The following is a 15,735-nucleotide window of genomic DNA, read 5'->3' as shown; positions in this document are numbered from 1 at the left end:
TGTAAACGTGCGCTATGCTCCGTGATGGCATAGCCTGACGAGCCATGTGGCGGCATGATCAGCTGAACAAATTTTTACGTCAATCCTGCTTTCGCTACCAGTTCGGCGACGGATCGATATCGGGATTGTCGGGATCGTCGCCTGAGCGTGGCTTCCCCGCGCTGCCGGACGGTTTTTGCGACCGCTCAGCGCCTCCGGCTTTTCCCTCGATCGGCCTTGCGCCCGTCGGCTGTTCGGCTGGATCGAATGTCGAGGTTTCGTCATTCTCCTTTGGCCCCTGCTCGCCCAAATCCGCGTTGGCGTTATCTGTGCCATCACTGTCAAATCCGGGCGTTAGTTCTGAGTAATGCACGGCATATCGAGCACGCATGGCGTCGCGCAGTTCATCCCAATCCCGCGCACTCATCTGCGGCTGATCTCCCAAAGACCGATCCGGGAACCGCAACGGCACCGGCGTCCTGGTCATGCCGCGCACGAAAGCGGCAAAACCGCCCTTTGGCTGGGATTCGATCAGTTCGGCGCTGCAGCCCATCATCTGCGCCGCCGCGCGCGCCTCGCTGCCCGCAAAGCCGCCGGCGAACTTGATCGCGGTGTTGGCCGAGAAGGCATCGCGCAGCTTGGCGTCGAGCTGGCCGAGATATTGATGCGCCAGCACCATGCCAACCCTGTATTTGCGCGCCTGGCTCAGGATGATGCCGATATTGCGATCGAAGTAATCCGCCGCCTCATCGATATAGACCAGTGTCGGCATGCGATCCTTTTCCGGCAGCACCGCGCGTTCCTGTGCAGCCTGGGCGATCAGCGCGATGAAGAAGCGGCCGAAGATTTCGGTGCCGCTTTCTTTCAAGAGATCCTTGGCCGTGTTGATCAGGATCACCTTGCCGGCGTTCATCTCGGCGAACAGGTCCAGCTTGGAACGTGGATGCGAGAACATCTTCTCAAAAGTCTGATTCTCGAGGATCCCCCAGAGGCGACGGAGTACCTGGCGCCGGGTCTGCTCGAACTCGCGCGAGGCAAACTCGGTCTCAAAGAAGTAGCGCGCGCTGCCGTCCAGCTTGGCGATATGCTGGGCGAACTTTACCTCACTCCCCTTCTCCATCAATTCGCGCAGCGTATGGATGGTCGCATCCGGGATATGCAGCATCAGCCGCGTGACGTACTTGAATATGACATTCTGCTTCTGCGTCATCTCGGCCGACAGCAGCGTGCCGAGCACGAAGTCATAGAGCTCGAGGATCGAGTTGGTCAGCCGCTCGCGTTCCAGCGGCGCATAGCCCTTCAACCTGTCCTGGCCGACATCGAAGAGGTTGAGCGACACCGGATATTCGATGTCTGTCGGATCGATGATGCAGATCCGGTCATGCAGATCACCGCCCGGCGCAAACCGCCTCAGACGGGCAATCTTGTTGATCAGGTCGCCCTGGCTGTCGATGATGACGACGGAGCGCTTGCCCTGGGCAACGGCGTCGAGGTCGCTGTCGATCATGTATTCGAGCGTCCGCGTCTTGCCGTGACCGGATCCGGCGACGATGTGGTGATGTTCGAAGCGGGCCCAGAGCGGAATGACGAAGGGCTCTTCACCATCGAACAGGGCCCGCATCGGCGTGCCGCCGAGATAGGTGCCGACCAGATCCTCCGGCGTCTTCGGCTCGTACTTTGTCGGCATGCGCAATTGCCGGGTGAAGCCTTCCGGATTGGCGGCATTGCCACCAGACGCGATGACCAGATTGGAATCGAGCCGCTTGCGCAGCCTCGCAAACAGGCCAAGCTTTTCCGCCTCGTCGTTGAACGGAGCGACGGCAATGCGCTCGACCACCTCGCCAAGATGGGCGACGCGATCAATGCGACGGGTCGTGACCGCGATGCCGGCGCCGTCGCTGTCATCGGGTAGCTCCGGCATCGACCCGACCAGTGCATCGAAGGTGTTGAGCGTCAGTTCGGTGATCGCGTCGGTGATGGCCGGGAACTTCTCCAGCCGTTCCTTGACGGCGGTCAGCTCGTCCTTCAGCGCCCAGTAGTCGGAGGTTGTCCGCTGTTCGCGCGGATCGATTGAAGGCGTCGCGAAGACGCCTTCATAATCGATCAGGGCGCCGACAAACCATCGCACTTCCGCCTGCCACTCGCTTGGCAGCCGCAGCGTGTCGGCGACATTGCGCGCGATCTGCTCGGCATAGCTCGCCAGTTCCGAGGCCGATGCGACCCGGTTGCGCGCCAGCAGTGTCTCGACGCGATCGACCAGCTCGACCACTTCCTGGTGGTCGGTCTTGCGAAAGAAGCCATAGACGAAGCGATGCAGCTTCGGGCCGAGATGCTGGACCATGGCTAGCGCAACGGAATATGGCGCCGGATCATGATCTGCTTGGCCAGGTCGGGATCAAGCGGTGGGGCATCGACGGTCTCGGTACCGTCCCAGTGCTTGGCGCTTTCCATCACCTGCCGCAGATAGGCGACAATGCCCTTGAGATATTGCTCCTTGCTGGCCAGTTCCACGATCGACCAGCAGCGGAAGTCGCGGCCATAGAGCAGATCCTTGACATAGATGGTCTCGCGAAAGCGGTCGAAAACGAACCAGCCGGCAAAGGCGCCGCCCGCAAGGGCAAGAAAGGTTCCGAAACTGCCGAGGATCCAATTGAGGATAAAATAGAGCACGACCGCGGCAGCGATCCCGGCGCCGATCGCCATGCGCATCAGGCTGGGCTGATCGGTATTGACCAGCACCGCCTGGTCGAAGTCATAGCGATCGATGATCTTCTGCTCGTCGCCTTCCAGATCGACCTTGCACCAGAGCTTGAACACAACGCTGCGGAAACGTCCGGGCGTTTGCGCCCGCTTCAACAATATCTTCATTTAAAAATCCCCTCTTCTACAACGCCCAGTTGGCCGGAGACTTGTCCGCATGGTCAAGAGGCCGACCGGAATTTAGCAAGATAGACTGTGCGCAATCGCAATTCCTTCGGGTTAATAACCGGACCTGAATTGCGCCAAGCCGGAGTTGACCACTACCAGCCGTCGATCGATCTGCGCGGCAGCGGCTGTTCATAGGCATTGGCGACAAAGCGCCTGAGCTTGGCATCGAGCCGCAGCGGATCGCAGGCAAATTGCGATTGCGTGAAGCGCTTGATCCGCTCGGCGCCTTTCGAACTGGGCGGATAGGGGCACTCCGGCATGATCAGCCGGCGCGTGCGATAGCCATCGCGCAGATAGATCTCGAACGGCGGCAGTTCACATAGCGACAGATCGCTGTTGGTCAGCCTGAACTCCGGCTCCAGCACGGCAGCGTCCTCGACGCCAATTCGGAACACGATGGTGGTGCCGGCCGTGCCCATCAGCGCCGATTTCAGCTTGCGCGACAATTGCCCGAGATATTGGTGCGACAGGGTCAGCGACACGCCGAACTTGCGGATGCCCGACAGCATCTCTGAAAGCGTGCCGGCAGCAAAGTGATGGCACTCGTCGACATAGACATGAAACGGCCGCCGCTCGCCTTGCCGCGACAGGGCAGCCAGTTGCAACTGGCTTAGCAACAGCGAGCCGATCAGTGCCGACTTCTCGACGCCAAGCCGGCCCTGCGGCAGCGAGACGATCAGGATCTTGCCCTCGGCCAGGATGCGGGCGAAGTCGAGTTTTGAATTCGGCTGGGCAATGCAATTGCGGATCGCCGGATCGGCAATCAGCGCACCGATCTTGTTGAGCGTCGACAGCGTCCTCTCGCGCTGTTCGCGCTCCGGCATGTGCTCCTCGAAGTCGCGCCGCCAGAAATCGGCAATGACCGCGTCCCTGACATGGCTGACCACGCGGTGGCGGTAGTGGGAACTGGTCAGCAAAAACTTCAGCCCGAACAGCGTGCCGTCCGGCACGTCCATCATGGCGCGCGCGCCATTGAACAGGAACTGTTCCAGCGCCGGCGTCGCCAGATCCTCGTAGCCCCAGACCGACTTGAAGCTGTCGACGACGGACGAGGCGACGAATGCCTTCCTCTCCTCGGGAATGGTATCGAAAATATTGAAGCCGACCGGGATCTCGGCCGGGTTGAACCAGATCACGTCGCCGCGCCTGCGGCGCGGAATGCGTGCAATGATCTCTTCGGCGGTATCGCCATGCGGATCGAAGAAGGCGATGCCGTCGCCCGCGCAGATGTCGTCGAGCGCCCAGCGGATCAGCGCGGTCGACTTGCCGACGCCGGTCTTGCCGATCACCCAGGCATGGGAAAAGCGCCGGTCATTGATGACCGGAACATAGACAAATTCGCGTGTCGACGGATCGACGGTTTTGAGAAGACCGATTTCCATTCGCCAGAAATGGCGACGCTTCATCCTGACCGGCATCCATGGGCTGTATCAGGAACACGTCCAGGATCCAGCGCCGCCGTTTATGAAGAACTGCCCAATACCAGTATAGCAAACCGGAGCGGTTTCTGCCCGGTCAAGCCGGCGGCATTATGCTGCCGATGATCGGAGCCGTACCAGTTCCGGGGGACAGTACCGTACTTTTCCAACCGTCTGCCATGCGCAGTTACGGTGTCAGTTTTGGACGCCGATTGACAGCGTAAGATCAGCAGCCGTGACAGACGCGCACGCGAGCTGCAGCTCACCGAACGCGGCCGCGAAGTACTTCGGCGCCTTGAGCCTCCGGTGACCGAGGCCAAGCGCAAGATCATGGCAGGACTGGACCCCGATGAGGCGAAAGTCTTCCTTCGTCTCCTTCGCAAGGCGATCTCGTCGACCAATGAGCAGAGTCGCGCGCCATTGCTCACGGAACCGGCCGCAACCGCCTAGCCGATATGCTCGGCCGGGTGGCCGCTTGCGTCGATCCCGCGACGCATTTCGGTTGCATGCGCCTCGACGACCTGTTACATCCTTGATTATCAGAATTGATTTCTGTTATACAGAATATGCGGAATGTTGGGTGAACTGCGCGAAACCCTGCGCCGCCCGCGCAATCGAGGAGAAGGCGATGCCAACCGGCCAACGCGTCATCAACCCAGCCATACGTTGCGAGATCGAAGCGTTAATCGTCGAGCATTCCTGGATGCTCGACAACCATGAGTCCGGCCAGCTTGGCGAACTCTATGTCGAATCGGGCAAAATGACAGGAATAGGCGGCGATCGCATTGGCAGGGCAGCGATTTCCGAATATGGACGCAGCCGAGCGAAGATGACTTCCCGCTTCGCCCGCCATGTCAACAGCAACATCCGCCTGGTCAGCATTGGCCCGGACCGGATTAGCAGCCTGTCTTCCATCCTGCTGCTGCGTCATGACGGCGAGGGGCTAGGCCCTGCGGATCCGATTGCCCTTGCTGATGCCGAGGATATCTTCGTTCTCGACACGGATGGTCGGTGGCGTTTTGAGCACCGCAATCTGGTGCTGCGTTTCGAGTCCGAAGCGCACCGAAGCTGACAAGCCCGAAACGCACATGCAATGAGTTGCTCAATGCGTTGCGGTCGGGAAACGAGATAAGGAACAAGGACGGACTCTGATGGCACGTCTCGAACTCAGCTATGCAGGACACCGCTCCGACCGCGTCGACGATCTGTACTTCGGCGTCGTCAAGCCGGCGGCGATCGATCTGCACTTCGTGTCGCTACCGCCCTTCCAGGCATTCAATCGCTTCATGCGGGGAGAATTCGATACCGGTGAGATGTCGTTTTCCGCCTATGTCATCAAGGCTGCCCAAGCCAAGGCGGAAGGCACGGAGCTGCCCTTCATCGCCATCCCGGTTTTTCCGGCGCGCACCTTCCGACACGGCGCCATTTACGTGAATACGTCCAAAGGCATAACCGAGCCGGGGCAATTGAAGGGCCGCAAGGTGGCGGTGCCGGAATACGCCATGACGGCGGCGGTCTGGGTGCGCGGTCTACTGCAGCACGAATACGACGTCCCTGCCTCGTCGATGGAATGGATCACCGGCGGCCTGCAAAGCCCGGGACGCAAACCAGTCATTTCCCTCGACTTCCCGGGCATCCGCATTCGCAACGAGGAAACCAGAACCCTCAACGACCTTCTTGCCGAAGGCGAGGTCGATGCGCTCATCGCCCCCCAGAAGCCCCCGGCCCTGCGTGAAGGCCGGCCGGAGGTTTCGCGCCTGTTTCAGGATCTCGCCGCAGTCGAACAATCATATTATGCCAAGACCGGACTCTTTCCGATCATGCACACCCTCGTCATGCGGCGCGAAGTCTACGACAAGCATCCTTGGGCGGCCGTCAGCCTCTACCAGGCATTCGAACATGCCAAGAACAACTGCCTTGAGCGCCTGCGCAATGACGAGCCCGCGCCCGTGTCAATTCCGTGGAGCGTTTCCCTTCGCGAAAAAACCGTCGATCTGATGGGGGAAGATTTCTGGCCCTATGGCGTCGAGAGAAATCTCAAAGTCATAGACGCACTATGCCAGTACGCCGTGGACCAGGGACTGGCGCCGATGAAGGTCGAGGCCGCCGACCTATTCGCGCCCAGCGTCCTCAATCACGCAGGCGATCGGCTTTGAAGACATGACGGATTCCGCTTTGAAGCTTCGGTTCGGTCTGGTCGGTCTTGGCGGCGCAGCCTTGCAGATGTTGCCAAGCCTGATCGCGCACCCAGGCGTCACTCTGGCCGCCTGCGCCGATCCGAACCCACAAGCCCGAGAGCGTTTCGCCGAGGATTTCGGCGCCAGGGCATACGATCGGGCGGAGGCCATGTACGAAGACCGCGACGTTGACGCAGTATATATTGCGACACCGCACGGCATGCACCGCTCACATGTGGTCGCGGCTGCCGAAAGCGGCAAACACATCATCGTCGAAAAGCCCATGGCTCTCTCGCTCGAAGACTGCGACGCCATGATCGAAGCCACCGAGCGCAATGGTGTCAGACTGGTTGTCGGCCACACGCACAGTTTTGATCCCCCGATCCGGCTGATGCGCGCACTCATCAGATCCGGCGAGTTCGGCCAACTCGCGATGATCAACAACTTCAGTTACGGCAATTTCCTTTTCAGGCCACGCCGGCCCGAGGAACTGAACACGCAGGCAGGTGGCGGCATCATCTACAACCAGGTGCCGCACCAGGTGGACGTGGCCCGGCTTCTGGGCGGAGGCATGATACGCAGCGTCCGCTCAATGGCATGGCAGCTGGACCCGGAGCGCCCCACGGAAGGTAGTCACATGACCTTTCTGCAATTCGAAAGCGGCGCGACCGCTTCGCTGGTCTACAGTGGCTACGACTATTTCGACAGCGACGAGCTCCATGGCTGGGTCGGCGAACTTGGCGAAGAACGGCAGCCGGGAACTCAGGGTTCGGCGCGAGCCGCTCTGGCAGGTAAATCGGCTGAAGAAGAGTCATCGATGAAGCGCTCCCGAAGCTATTCGGCGAAGCCGAATCTTGTGCCGCCAAAGCATCCCCCCCATTGCGGCATAACCATCGCGACCTGCAGTGGCGGGGACATTCGAACCTCTGTGGACGGCGTCACGGTTTACGGGCCTGAAGGCATTGAGGAGCATGTCGCACCGGCCGGGCGCGCCTTTCCGGACAAGCAAGCTGTGATTGACGAACTGCTGGAATCGGTGATCGGCAACCACGAGCCGGTTCACAATGCACGTTGGGGAAAAGCGACGATGGAGGCATCGCTTGCCGTACTGGAATCGGCCCGCACGCAACAGGAAATAATCCTTCGCCATCAGGTGCCGGTGAATGACTGAGCGGTACGGAAAGCGGGCGCAGCAGCGGAGAATGGCGAGAAAATGGAAATTGTAATCATAGGCGGCGGACCTGCAGCGGTGGCTGCGGCGCTGGAAGCAAAGCTGCACCGCAGCGATGCGAACGTTACCCTTGTCACCGAAGAGGCATGCGAACCTTACGAGAAGCCGCCGCTCTCCAAGGGCGTGCTTCTGGGCCAGTCCGAACCGAATGAGGCGCTTATCGCCGGGCCGAATGGGCTGGCGTCTCAAGGCATATCTGTAAGGCTCGCGACACGCTGCGAGGGGATCGATCGCGCCGCACGCAAGATCGTCACCAACCATGGCGATTTGCCCTTCGACGCGCTGGTCATCGCGACGGGTTCCCTGCCCCGCGAATTGCCCAACCTGCCGCTTGGCATGGACCGTGTACATTATCTCAGGACGCAGGCGGATGCACGCGCGCTGCGTGGCGCTCTGCTCGAAAGAAGGCGCATCGCAATTATCGGCGCCGGCCTGATTGGGCTCGAAGTAGCAGCCTCGGCGGCCGAACTCGGTCTCGCGGTGACGGTGTTTGAAGCAGCTCCTCGTGTAATGGCCCGCGCCTGTTGCGAAGAAATAGGCATGAAGGTTCTCGCCGAACACCGCAGGAGAGGTGTCGAGGTCAGGCTTGAAACCATGCTCAGGGACGTCAGCAGACAGGATGACGGCAGCCTAAGGCTGACAACCGCCGACGGCGATGTTTGCCTTGCGGATCATGTCGTCATCGGCACCGGGGTCACCCCAAACGATGCCCTTGCCGCGGGTGCGAAACTAAAAACCGATGACGGTATCCTGATCGACGAAGGGTGCCGCACAAGCGATCCGGCAATCTTTGCGGGAGGTGACTGCACACGTTTTCCCGGACCTGACGGGATGGTACGGCTCGAAAATTGGCGGCATGCATTGGATCATGGCGGCGTAGCTGGCCGAAACGCTGCCGGCGCGCAGGATGTCTACCGCGCAGTGCCTTCGTTCTGGTCTGAGCAATATGATCTCTACATTCAGGGCGTCGGCTGGGCGGACCCCGAGGCAGTCAGCGTGACACGTCCGCTCGAAGGCAACAGCAGTTTGATCGTCCATGCAAAAGATGGGCGCGTATGCGGTGCCACCGGCATCAACGTCCAGCGCGACATCGCGATGATCCGGCGGCTGATCGAGAGAAATATCCCGATTGATTCGGCGGCGCTTGCCGACCCGGACCAACCATTTGCCGCAATGCTCAAGGTCAAGGCATGACCGATCAGGCGAGCGCCTTTGCCGGATTCCCGGTGGAAAGAACCTTGCTGCCATTCTCATCCCGCTAAAAGCGGTTGAGCGTGTCCGGCGAAGTGACTATTTCTGTTCTCCAGAATTTGCCGGCTGGACCCTTCCTGGTCCCTTTGCCCGGCGTGAAAAGGGGACATCTTGGCGCTTACCAGCAAATCGGGCACGCCGGCCTATGCAATCGAGTCCGTCGACAGCGCATTCACGATCCTTCGGATGCTGTGCGACGAGAAGGAGATCAGGCTCTCGGACGTCGCCAAGAGACTGGGCGTCGCACAATCCACCGCGCATCGACTGCTGTCCATGCTCGTGCATCACGGTTTCGCCAGACAGGACGAAAAACGCGGCGGTTACAAGATAGGACCGACCTTCGTCGAAATGGGGTTCGCGGCCATCCGCGACCTAGACATCCGCGAACACGCTCGGCCAATCCTAGAGGAACTTCGCGACAGTTTGAACGAAACCATCCATCTCGGCGTCCCATACGGCCGGGAAATACTCTATGTCGAAGGCGTCGAGAGCCTGCAACAATTGCGCAGCGGCACGCGGGCGGGCAGTTTCGTGCCGGCCCATTGCGTAAGCCTTGGAAAGGCTGTTTTGGCGACCCTATCACCCGAGGAGTTGAGGCACCTCTATCCCGAACACGAACTGCCGGCGGTGACGAACCGAACGGTCACCACCTTCGCCGAGCTCGAGAGACAGCTGGCGCGCATTCGCCGCGCCGGCTACGCCAAGAGCCGCGCGGAAAGCACCGAAGGGGTCGGCTCCATCGCAGTCGCCATCGTCGACCATCACGGAGTAGGTCGTGGCGCAGTCAGCGTCAGCGCGCCACTCACGCGCATGACCCGCGAGAACGAGGCATTGTGGATCGAAGCCGCCAAAGAAACAGCCGAGAAGCTGCGCGATCGCCTGTGGAGCGCGGCGCGCTAGTTCAGGCGCTTTCTTGCGTGATCGCGTCGCCGGGATATCGCGACCAGTCGAAACCTTTAAGCACGCTGGGCTTGGGTAAGGCTGACAGGATCTTCAGGGCTTCTATCGTCCGTTCGAGCACAAGTGCGACCGCTTCCCTGCCTTCGATAATGCAGCCATAACTTGGACACAGGCGGTCGATCGGCCGCTTGGCCATCAATTGCTCCAATTCCTCGACAATCGGCCGCGCGTCGCACCCGCAAAGCCAGTCGAATTTGCAGTTCAGGAAATCGACGATCGACTGGGTGGAGTAGCTTTCGGGATCGGGCGTCACCACCCGCGGTCCCCCGGGTAAGTCGCTTGTCAGAAATCCGAAGGAATCTGAACAGAACAGCGTGCGCGTCTGCGACTCGTAAAGCCAGTTGGTCGAGAGCACGCGGACCATGGTGCGCACATATTCCAACCACAAACCGCCGAACGCTACGATGTGTCCCGGCGGCGTCCATTCGACGGGAGATGGCGAAGCGATCGCGTAGGCTTGCGCCTTGGCATTGGCCTCGTCAAATGCCGTGAAAAAATCGAGCGGTGTAAAGTCGGCATTGGGAAATCGGATCAGATCGACATCGAACGACCTCAACAGCGCCGGAATATTGTTGATCGAGTCAATGTCGCGGCGCGTTATCATCATGCTCAACTTCGTGTCGCCTTCAAGCAGGCTGGACAGGGCGTCGAAGATCTTCCGACGATGCACCGCAAGTCCGCCATCGATCAACAGCACCTTCCCGCCGCTCTTGAAAAGGTAGCACTGGAAGGGCATCCCATCCTTCGAGGCCAGGCGCAGTCCAGGGCAGTGAACGCGAGGCAAGGATAGTCCCTCCAAGAGCATAGAGCGTGTCCGGGATTATCTCGGCCAGTGACGACGGTTGGACGCGCGCCGCGCTTTGATCTGCAGGCGGAGCGTCAGCCGACCGGCCGGGGGCGGACATCGTCTTCATGCCTTCCTTGAACAGCTCGGTGGTCACCTCGGCATTGTCCACGATGCCCCCATGCGCCGGCGCAATCAGACGTGGCTTCAGCCGCTGCAGAATTTCGTCAAGATCCGCAAAGGTCAGTTCGACATCGGTGTGATTGGTCCAGTAGAGCGCGCGCTCGTTGACAAACTGCATCATCACCGCATCGGGCGGAGGCATCTCGCTGGACATGCGATCGCACTCTCCATCCTTGTGGTAGTGCAGATAGCCGAACGCGTCCGACACAAAAAGCACGCGGTCCTTGTTGTCGAAGGCCCACAGCGTGTCCAGATCGCGCCATACTGCCGGAAGGAAGAAGATGCTTCTGTCGCCCAGATCGAGACTGTCCCCGGCCTTTACCTGCTTGATGCGATGGGCAAGGTCCGGATAGAGCAACGGATATTCGGGAAGGTCGCCGACGGCGATGGCACGCGGATACTTTTCCAGCCACTGCGTCATGAGTCCGGCATGCGGGAACTCGCCATGCGTCAGAAAGACATAGTCGAGTGGCCGGTCGCCGAGGAACGCCTCGACCGCGGTTTCCATCTGTTCCCAGTGAAGCGGATTTCCGGAATCGATGAGGATCGTCTTCTCGCTGCCGCGCACGAGAAAGACACCCATATGCCCGTGAACCACTTCACCGCGATACTCGAGCGGCAGACACCCGCCGGTCCAGAGCAAGTTCGGCAGAACCAGGCGCGGCAACCCGCCTGACGAAGCCTCGACCGTATCAAAATTTGTCACCTTCACCTCCCAACGCATTAACAAACTACCGGGCCGAACCTGTTGGCAAATCTGGCGACCGACCGGCTAGTCTCCCGCAGACTTCTCCAGGTCCACGCAGATATCGTCTCCATCAATAACCACCTTGTAGGTCCGCAGCGCTAAGATGCAGGGTCGGTACACCACCTCCCCAGTCCGCACGTTGAAGCCGCCGCCATGCAGCGCGCATTCGATAACGCCATCCTCCAGCACGCCTTCCGCGAGGCTGGCCGCGCCATGCGTGCATCTGTCGTCGGTGACGAAGAACTCGCCTTCGATATTGTAGACGGCGAGTGTGCGTTCCCCTACGGTAACAGCTTTCACTTCATTTTCAGCAAGTTCGGAAGTCCCACAAAGTCTGGTCAGTTCACTCATATCGCAATCGTCATTCCTGTCATATTTTTGGCCTCGGACGGCACACCAGGTGCCCGGACCGTTGCGTGCACACACCCGCGTTGCTTGATCAATTCGACTGGGGATTGAGGCCCTGCGTCTGCAACGCGATGAGCTTGCGCATCTCAATCAACCCGTCGACAATGGACGGATGTTCCTCGAGAACCCAGGTTCGCACGGCGGAGCTGTGGAGCAGCAAAAGCTGCATCGCGATGATATCGGCCTTGATGTCTGCTCTCACTTCGCGCCGGCGTTGGCCCCAGCGCACGATTTTCGCGACTACATCGAGCTTGCGCTGCCTGTTCTGGGCGAGCGCCTTGGAGTTGATGCCGTACGAAAAGAAGTTGACCTGCAGATAGGTTCTGGCAAGTTGCAGATTGGCCACATAAGCTTCATAGAACACCTGAAAGAACCCGATAAGATTGTCTTCGAAAGGTTCGTCGCTGCGACAGGCCTTCGCCCCGCGCGCGATCATATCCGTCACGTCGTCATTGTAGGCGAGCAGGATGAGGTCGCGCTTGTCCCGGGCGTAAAGCGATATCGTGCCTAGTGCCACGCCGGCCTGCGAAGCGATCTCACGAACGGTCGCCTTCTCGTATTCCTGCCTGGAGAACAGTTCCTTCGCTGCTGCTTTGATCCGGTCGCGCTTCAGATGCTTCTTTTGTTCGCGCACCGACGCCTTTTCATCCGGTGTCACACGCTTGCGGGACGCAAGTACGGGCTCTTCAGTCTCAAACGATATGGTCTTCACATCTCACTCCGAAATGGACGGTGCTCACACCAGCGTAGCGCCTCGGCGACCATGACTATTGTGCAAGCCGAGCGGCAATGATCTCTTCGCAACGCTTGCCGTCTTCCGGATCGGCGACGCTCAGGTCTCCCGAGAATGCTGCCATCACGCGGTCGGATGGACGCGTCGCCATGCCCCATCGGCAGGGCCGCAATGGGAACTCGCGCCAGTATTTCGCGTCATTGGCGACATGTGTCGCCTCGTCAACTTGCTCAAGTTCGGTGGTATATTCCACTACAAAGCCGTTCGGGTCGATGAAGTACATGAAGACATTGTTGCCCGGACCGTGCCGGCCCAACCCCCACTCCGGGTTGAATCCCCTGCTCTTCAGGCGGCCGGCACCGCGCATAAGACCGTCGATGCCTTGCAGTTCGTATGAAATGTGATTGACGGACGGTCCGTTGCCGCGCGCCAGCGCGACGGAATGATGATCGGCCGAACAGCGAATGAAATCCATCATGTCGGTCGAATCGCTAAGTTTGAACCCCAGCACATCGGTGAAGAACTGGGTCTGCTTCTCGACATCAGCGCTGTTGAGCACGACATGCGACAGCTTGTTCGGCTTCGAACTGTCCTTATAGCCGCCGTTTCGCGCTGCCAGGTCGGACGAGATGTTGATCACGACACCTTCTGGGCTCTGAAACGAAAAGCCGTATCCTCCGCCGAAATCGCGCGACCGTTGGATGGGGTCACTCCCGATCTCGACGCCGAACGCCTTCGTCTTGGCATGCAATGCGTCCACCGCCATCTTGTCGGCAGCCGTGAATTGCACCCCGAGGAGAGCGGTCTTCGCACGCTCGCGAAGGGTCAGGACATGCTGCGTCCCGCCCTTGGCGCCCAGATGAACACTGTCACCTTCTGCCAGAATCGGATCGAGACCCCAAACCTCGCTGTAGAACGCGACCGATTGTCGAAGGTTGGTCACGCCGAGCTCGACACTGTGTACTGAATTGACCTGTGCTGCGGGCATTTAAATCTCCGTGTGGATCAAAGAAAGATCGAAAGCGACTCCAGTCCCAGCACCGTGGAGTCCATCAAGACCGTCCGCCTGCTCAGCTTCCAGCGCTCTTCCTTCCGTGTCAGCCGATCCAGACGCTCCGCCGTCACGACGATCGGCGTACTTGCATCGCCTCGGTAGCAATACACCGCCAAATTGCTGGCGCATTCCACAATATCCGGGTTGGCAGACAATATTTGAACATTGCCGACCATGCGGCGCGTCCGCGTGGCCGGGTGCTCCGACCAGGCGGAATCTGACTGGAGACGCATGATGCGGGTCTTCATGGAAGGATAGTCGTCATCGAGGAAGAACGAGGTCGTGCTGAACCCGCGTTCGTTCGTCGCTTCCCGGGCGGTTCGAACCGGGATGGAGTAGACAATGTCCTCGGACAGGAGCTCAAGCCAACCTGCCAGATCCTGATGATCCAGCAGTCTGGCTTCGTGGTAGAGAAATGCACTCACCCTCTCCACAAGGCCCTCTTCGAGCGATCCGAATTCGCGGACGGTGTGATTGTTCATATCGAATGCCCTCTACTTGCTGCTTGTACCGCTGGCCGATGTAAGCCGGTCGATCCAGGTGTTGTAGAAGGTGCGCAGGCCGCTCTCGCCAGCATTGGAGGGAACCGCGACGCCAGGACCGCTCCAGTCCTTCAGTGGCTCAACATCCGACATGGGGCCGAGACCCATCTGATAGTTCGCCTTGACGTTGTTGACCTGCGCGTAGGTCATGGATGCCGAGCGTGCCACGCCCGGCCACAGCGCCACATCGTCCTGCTCGAAGCTTCCCGAGGGGCTGAAACTACTCATGCCGACCTGATAGGCCCGGCGCTTGTATTCCTCGGAAGCTTCCTTCGGAGCAAGAATCCAGTTCCAGATCTCGGTCTTTCCCGGCCCTCTGGGCTGCCAGACTCGCATGGTCAGGAACCCGGACGGAGCACGCTCCTGAGTGTCGGTGACGCCGAAATGCAGAAAAGAGAAGTTCGGGAAAAGCGTGCCGTTGTGGACCATGGCCGTCCTGGCCATTTCCAGCTGCGATTCGTTCAATTCTCCCGATCCGAAGAGCTTGTAGACCTCTTCCGGGTAGTTCCAGTAAATGGTATTGTCGGGGTCCTGGCGGACGCTCAACGCATAGCCGTTGCAAGAGATGTGCAGGCCGTACAACTTGCCCGGCGCGCCGGCGGCCGAGGAATGGGCGAGACCGGCCTCCAGTACCGAACGATGGGTTGTCTGGGTGTGCGAACTGTCGCCGCAGAAATTCTCCGATCCCTGCTTCCAGTTGGCATCGACGACCCAGCGATGAGGCTCGCCCAGAACCTCCATGCCCCCGGCGGTCAGGCCGAACTGGATATCCAGGTACCATTTGTAATCGCCGACATAGTCGAGGAACGGCACCGCGTCCGTATCCAGATTGGCGAAGATCAGCCCCTTGTAGTTCTCGACATGGGGGGCCTGGAACAGCCCCCACTCCTCGAGCTTGAGACCGCGATATCCCTGTCGGGGAGCCGGCACGCCGTCGAGCTCGCCGGTCGTCTTGTAGCTCCAGCCGTGATAGGGGCAGGTGAACGTCTTGGCATTGCCCATGTCGACACGGCAGAAATGGGCGCCGCGATGGCGACAGCTGTTCAGCAGAACCCGGATGTCGCCGTTCTCGTCCCGAACGCAGACATAGGGATCCTCTCCAATCGACCGGGCCACGAAGTCTCCGACATTCGGAATCTCAGATTCATGCGCAATGAAAATCCAAGACCGGGTGAAGATGCCCTGCATTTCGAGGCGATGGACGTCCGGATCATTGAAGATGCGCATCGGCACCAGGCCCTGCTCGAGATCTTCTTTCATCCCTGACAGGTAGGACGGGATCGCCGCCTCGATCTTCCGCGTTACATTCATCGCCTTTACTCCCGACTTTCAGCCGGAC

General features: G+C 59.8%; 16 protein-coding genes. 6 read left to right on the top strand and 10 right to left on the bottom strand.

Translation table 11 applies throughout. The annotated features are described in order from the left end of the window. Nucleotides 1-94: 94 nt before the first annotated feature. The 3 genes from ACQK2M_RS09745 to ACQK2M_RS09735 form a co-directional block, all read right to left on the bottom strand. On the bottom strand, nt 95-2,320 hold the full coding sequence (locus ACQK2M_RS09745) for a type IV secretory system conjugative DNA transfer family protein (protein WP_425417629.1): 2,226 nt from the start codon (nt 2,318-2,320) through the stop codon (nt 95-97). 2 nt (nt 2,321-2,322) lie between these two features. Further along, nucleotides 2,323-2,847 (bottom strand): hypothetical protein, encoded by a 525-nt coding sequence (locus ACQK2M_RS09740; RefSeq protein WP_425417628.1) that lies wholly within the window; start codon nt 2,845-2,847, stop codon nt 2,323-2,325. 152 nt (nt 2,848-2,999) lie between these two features. Continuing rightward, nucleotides 3,000-4,313, bottom strand: coding sequence for a type IV secretory system conjugative DNA transfer family protein (locus ACQK2M_RS09735; protein ID WP_425417627.1), 1,314 nt, complete (start codon nt 4,311-4,313; stop codon nt 3,000-3,002). A 318-nt stretch (nt 4,314-4,631) separates the two neighbouring features. Between ACQK2M_RS09735 and ACQK2M_RS09730 the strand changes: the two genes are divergently transcribed. From ACQK2M_RS09730 to ACQK2M_RS09705, 6 genes are all read left to right on the top strand, one after another. Further along, nucleotides 4,632-4,775 (top strand): hypothetical protein, encoded by a 144-nt coding sequence (locus ACQK2M_RS09730; protein ID WP_425417626.1) that lies wholly within the window; start codon nt 4,632-4,634, stop codon nt 4,773-4,775. A 178-nt stretch (nt 4,776-4,953) separates the two neighbouring features. Next, a complete protein-coding gene (locus ACQK2M_RS09725; protein WP_425417625.1) occupies nt 4,954-5,397 on the top strand; it encodes a nuclear transport factor 2 family protein in 444 nt (147 codons plus the stop codon). Nucleotides 5,398-5,476: 79 nt separating this feature from the next. After that, nucleotides 5,477-6,481, top strand: coding sequence for an ABC transporter substrate-binding protein (locus ACQK2M_RS09720; RefSeq protein WP_425417624.1), 1,005 nt, complete (start codon nt 5,477-5,479; stop codon nt 6,479-6,481). 4 nt (nt 6,482-6,485) lie between these two features. Continuing rightward, nucleotides 6,486-7,673 (top strand): Gfo/Idh/MocA family oxidoreductase, encoded by a 1,188-nt coding sequence (locus ACQK2M_RS09715; RefSeq protein ID WP_425417623.1) that lies wholly within the window; start codon nt 6,486-6,488, stop codon nt 7,671-7,673. A 42-nt stretch (nt 7,674-7,715) separates the two neighbouring features. After that, a complete protein-coding gene (locus ACQK2M_RS09710; RefSeq protein WP_425417622.1) occupies nt 7,716-8,927 on the top strand; it encodes an NAD(P)/FAD-dependent oxidoreductase in 1,212 nt (403 codons plus the stop codon). Between the two features lie 168 nt (nt 8,928-9,095). Then, nucleotides 9,096-9,884, top strand: coding sequence for an IclR family transcriptional regulator (locus ACQK2M_RS09705; protein ID WP_425417621.1), 789 nt, complete (start codon nt 9,096-9,098; stop codon nt 9,882-9,884). A gap of 1 nt (nt 9,885) precedes the next feature. Here ACQK2M_RS09705 and ACQK2M_RS09700 read toward each other — a convergent pair whose 3' ends face one another. The 7 genes from ACQK2M_RS09700 to ACQK2M_RS09670 form a co-directional block, all read right to left on the bottom strand. Beyond that, complete coding sequence (locus ACQK2M_RS09700; protein ID WP_425417620.1) at nt 9,886-10,635, bottom strand: hypothetical protein; 750 nt, start codon at nt 10,633-10,635, stop codon at nt 9,886-9,888. Next, complete coding sequence (locus tag ACQK2M_RS09695) at nt 10,571-11,617, bottom strand: MBL fold metallo-hydrolase (RefSeq protein WP_425417619.1); 1,047 nt, start codon at nt 11,615-11,617, stop codon at nt 10,571-10,573. Before ACQK2M_RS09695 ends, ACQK2M_RS09700 begins: the two co-directional genes overlap by 65 nt. Before the next feature lie 66 nt (nt 11,618-11,683). Beyond that, nucleotides 11,684-12,010 (bottom strand): non-heme iron oxygenase ferredoxin subunit, encoded by a 327-nt coding sequence (locus ACQK2M_RS09690; protein ID WP_425417618.1) that lies wholly within the window; start codon nt 12,008-12,010, stop codon nt 11,684-11,686. An 88-nt stretch (nt 12,011-12,098) separates the two neighbouring features. Next, nucleotides 12,099-12,779: a TetR/AcrR family transcriptional regulator gene (locus ACQK2M_RS09685; RefSeq protein WP_425417617.1), complete on the bottom strand. Its 681-nt coding sequence runs from the start codon at nt 12,777-12,779 to the stop codon at nt 12,099-12,101. A 55-nt stretch (nt 12,780-12,834) separates the two neighbouring features. Continuing rightward, nucleotides 12,835-13,788: a VOC family protein gene (locus tag ACQK2M_RS09680; RefSeq protein WP_425417616.1), complete on the bottom strand. Its 954-nt coding sequence runs from the start codon at nt 13,786-13,788 to the stop codon at nt 12,835-12,837. Between the two features lie 17 nt (nt 13,789-13,805). Next, the gene (locus tag ACQK2M_RS09675; protein WP_425417615.1) at nt 13,806-14,336 is read right to left on the bottom strand and encodes an aromatic-ring-hydroxylating dioxygenase subunit beta; all 531 of its coding nucleotides are present in this window, start codon (nt 14,334-14,336) and stop codon (nt 13,806-13,808) included. Nucleotides 14,337-14,348: 12 nt separating this feature from the next. Further along, nucleotides 14,349-15,707: an aromatic ring-hydroxylating oxygenase subunit alpha gene (locus tag ACQK2M_RS09670; RefSeq protein ID WP_425417614.1), complete on the bottom strand. Its 1,359-nt coding sequence runs from the start codon at nt 15,705-15,707 to the stop codon at nt 14,349-14,351. Nucleotides 15,708-15,735 lie beyond the last annotated feature (28 nt).

It is taken from the genome of Oricola indica (genome assembly GCF_965227485.1).
In the GTDB taxonomy this organism is placed as follows: Bacteria; Pseudomonadota; Alphaproteobacteria; order Rhizobiales; family Rhizobiaceae; genus Oricola; species Oricola indica.
The sequence above is the reverse complement of the archived record's forward strand: the minus strand, read 5'-3'. Positions and strand labels throughout refer to the sequence as shown.

Coding starts and splice junctions, on each gene's coding strand:
- ACQK2M_RS09745 (WP_425417629.1), bottom strand. CDS start 2,320: ATGGTCCAGCATCTCGGCCCGAAGCTGCATCGCTTCGTCTATGGCTTC.
- ACQK2M_RS09740 (WP_425417628.1), bottom strand. CDS start 2,847: ATGAAGATATTGTTGAAGCGGGCGCAAACGCCCGGACGTTTCCGCAGC.
- ACQK2M_RS09735 (WP_425417627.1), bottom strand. CDS start 4,313: ATGAAGCGTCGCCATTTCTGGCGAATGGAAATCGGTCTTCTCAAAACC.
- ACQK2M_RS09725 (WP_425417625.1), top strand. CDS start 4,954: ATGCCAACCGGCCAACGCGTCATCAACCCAGCCATACGTTGCGAGATC.
- ACQK2M_RS09720 (WP_425417624.1), top strand. CDS start 5,477: ATGGCACGTCTCGAACTCAGCTATGCAGGACACCGCTCCGACCGCGTC.
- ACQK2M_RS09715 (WP_425417623.1), top strand. CDS start 6,486: ATGACGGATTCCGCTTTGAAGCTTCGGTTCGGTCTGGTCGGTCTTGGC.
- ACQK2M_RS09710 (WP_425417622.1), top strand. CDS start 7,716: ATGGAAATTGTAATCATAGGCGGCGGACCTGCAGCGGTGGCTGCGGCG.
- ACQK2M_RS09690 (WP_425417618.1), bottom strand. CDS start 12,010: ATGAGTGAACTGACCAGACTTTGTGGGACTTCCGAACTTGCTGAAAAT.
- ACQK2M_RS09680 (WP_425417616.1), bottom strand. CDS start 13,788: ATGCCCGCAGCACAGGTCAATTCAGTACACAGTGTCGAGCTCGGCGTG.
- ACQK2M_RS09675 (WP_425417615.1), bottom strand. CDS start 14,336: ATGAACAATCACACCGTCCGCGAATTCGGATCGCTCGAAGAGGGCCTT.
- ACQK2M_RS09670 (WP_425417614.1), bottom strand. CDS start 15,707: ATGAATGTAACGCGGAAGATCGAGGCGGCGATCCCGTCCTACCTGTCA.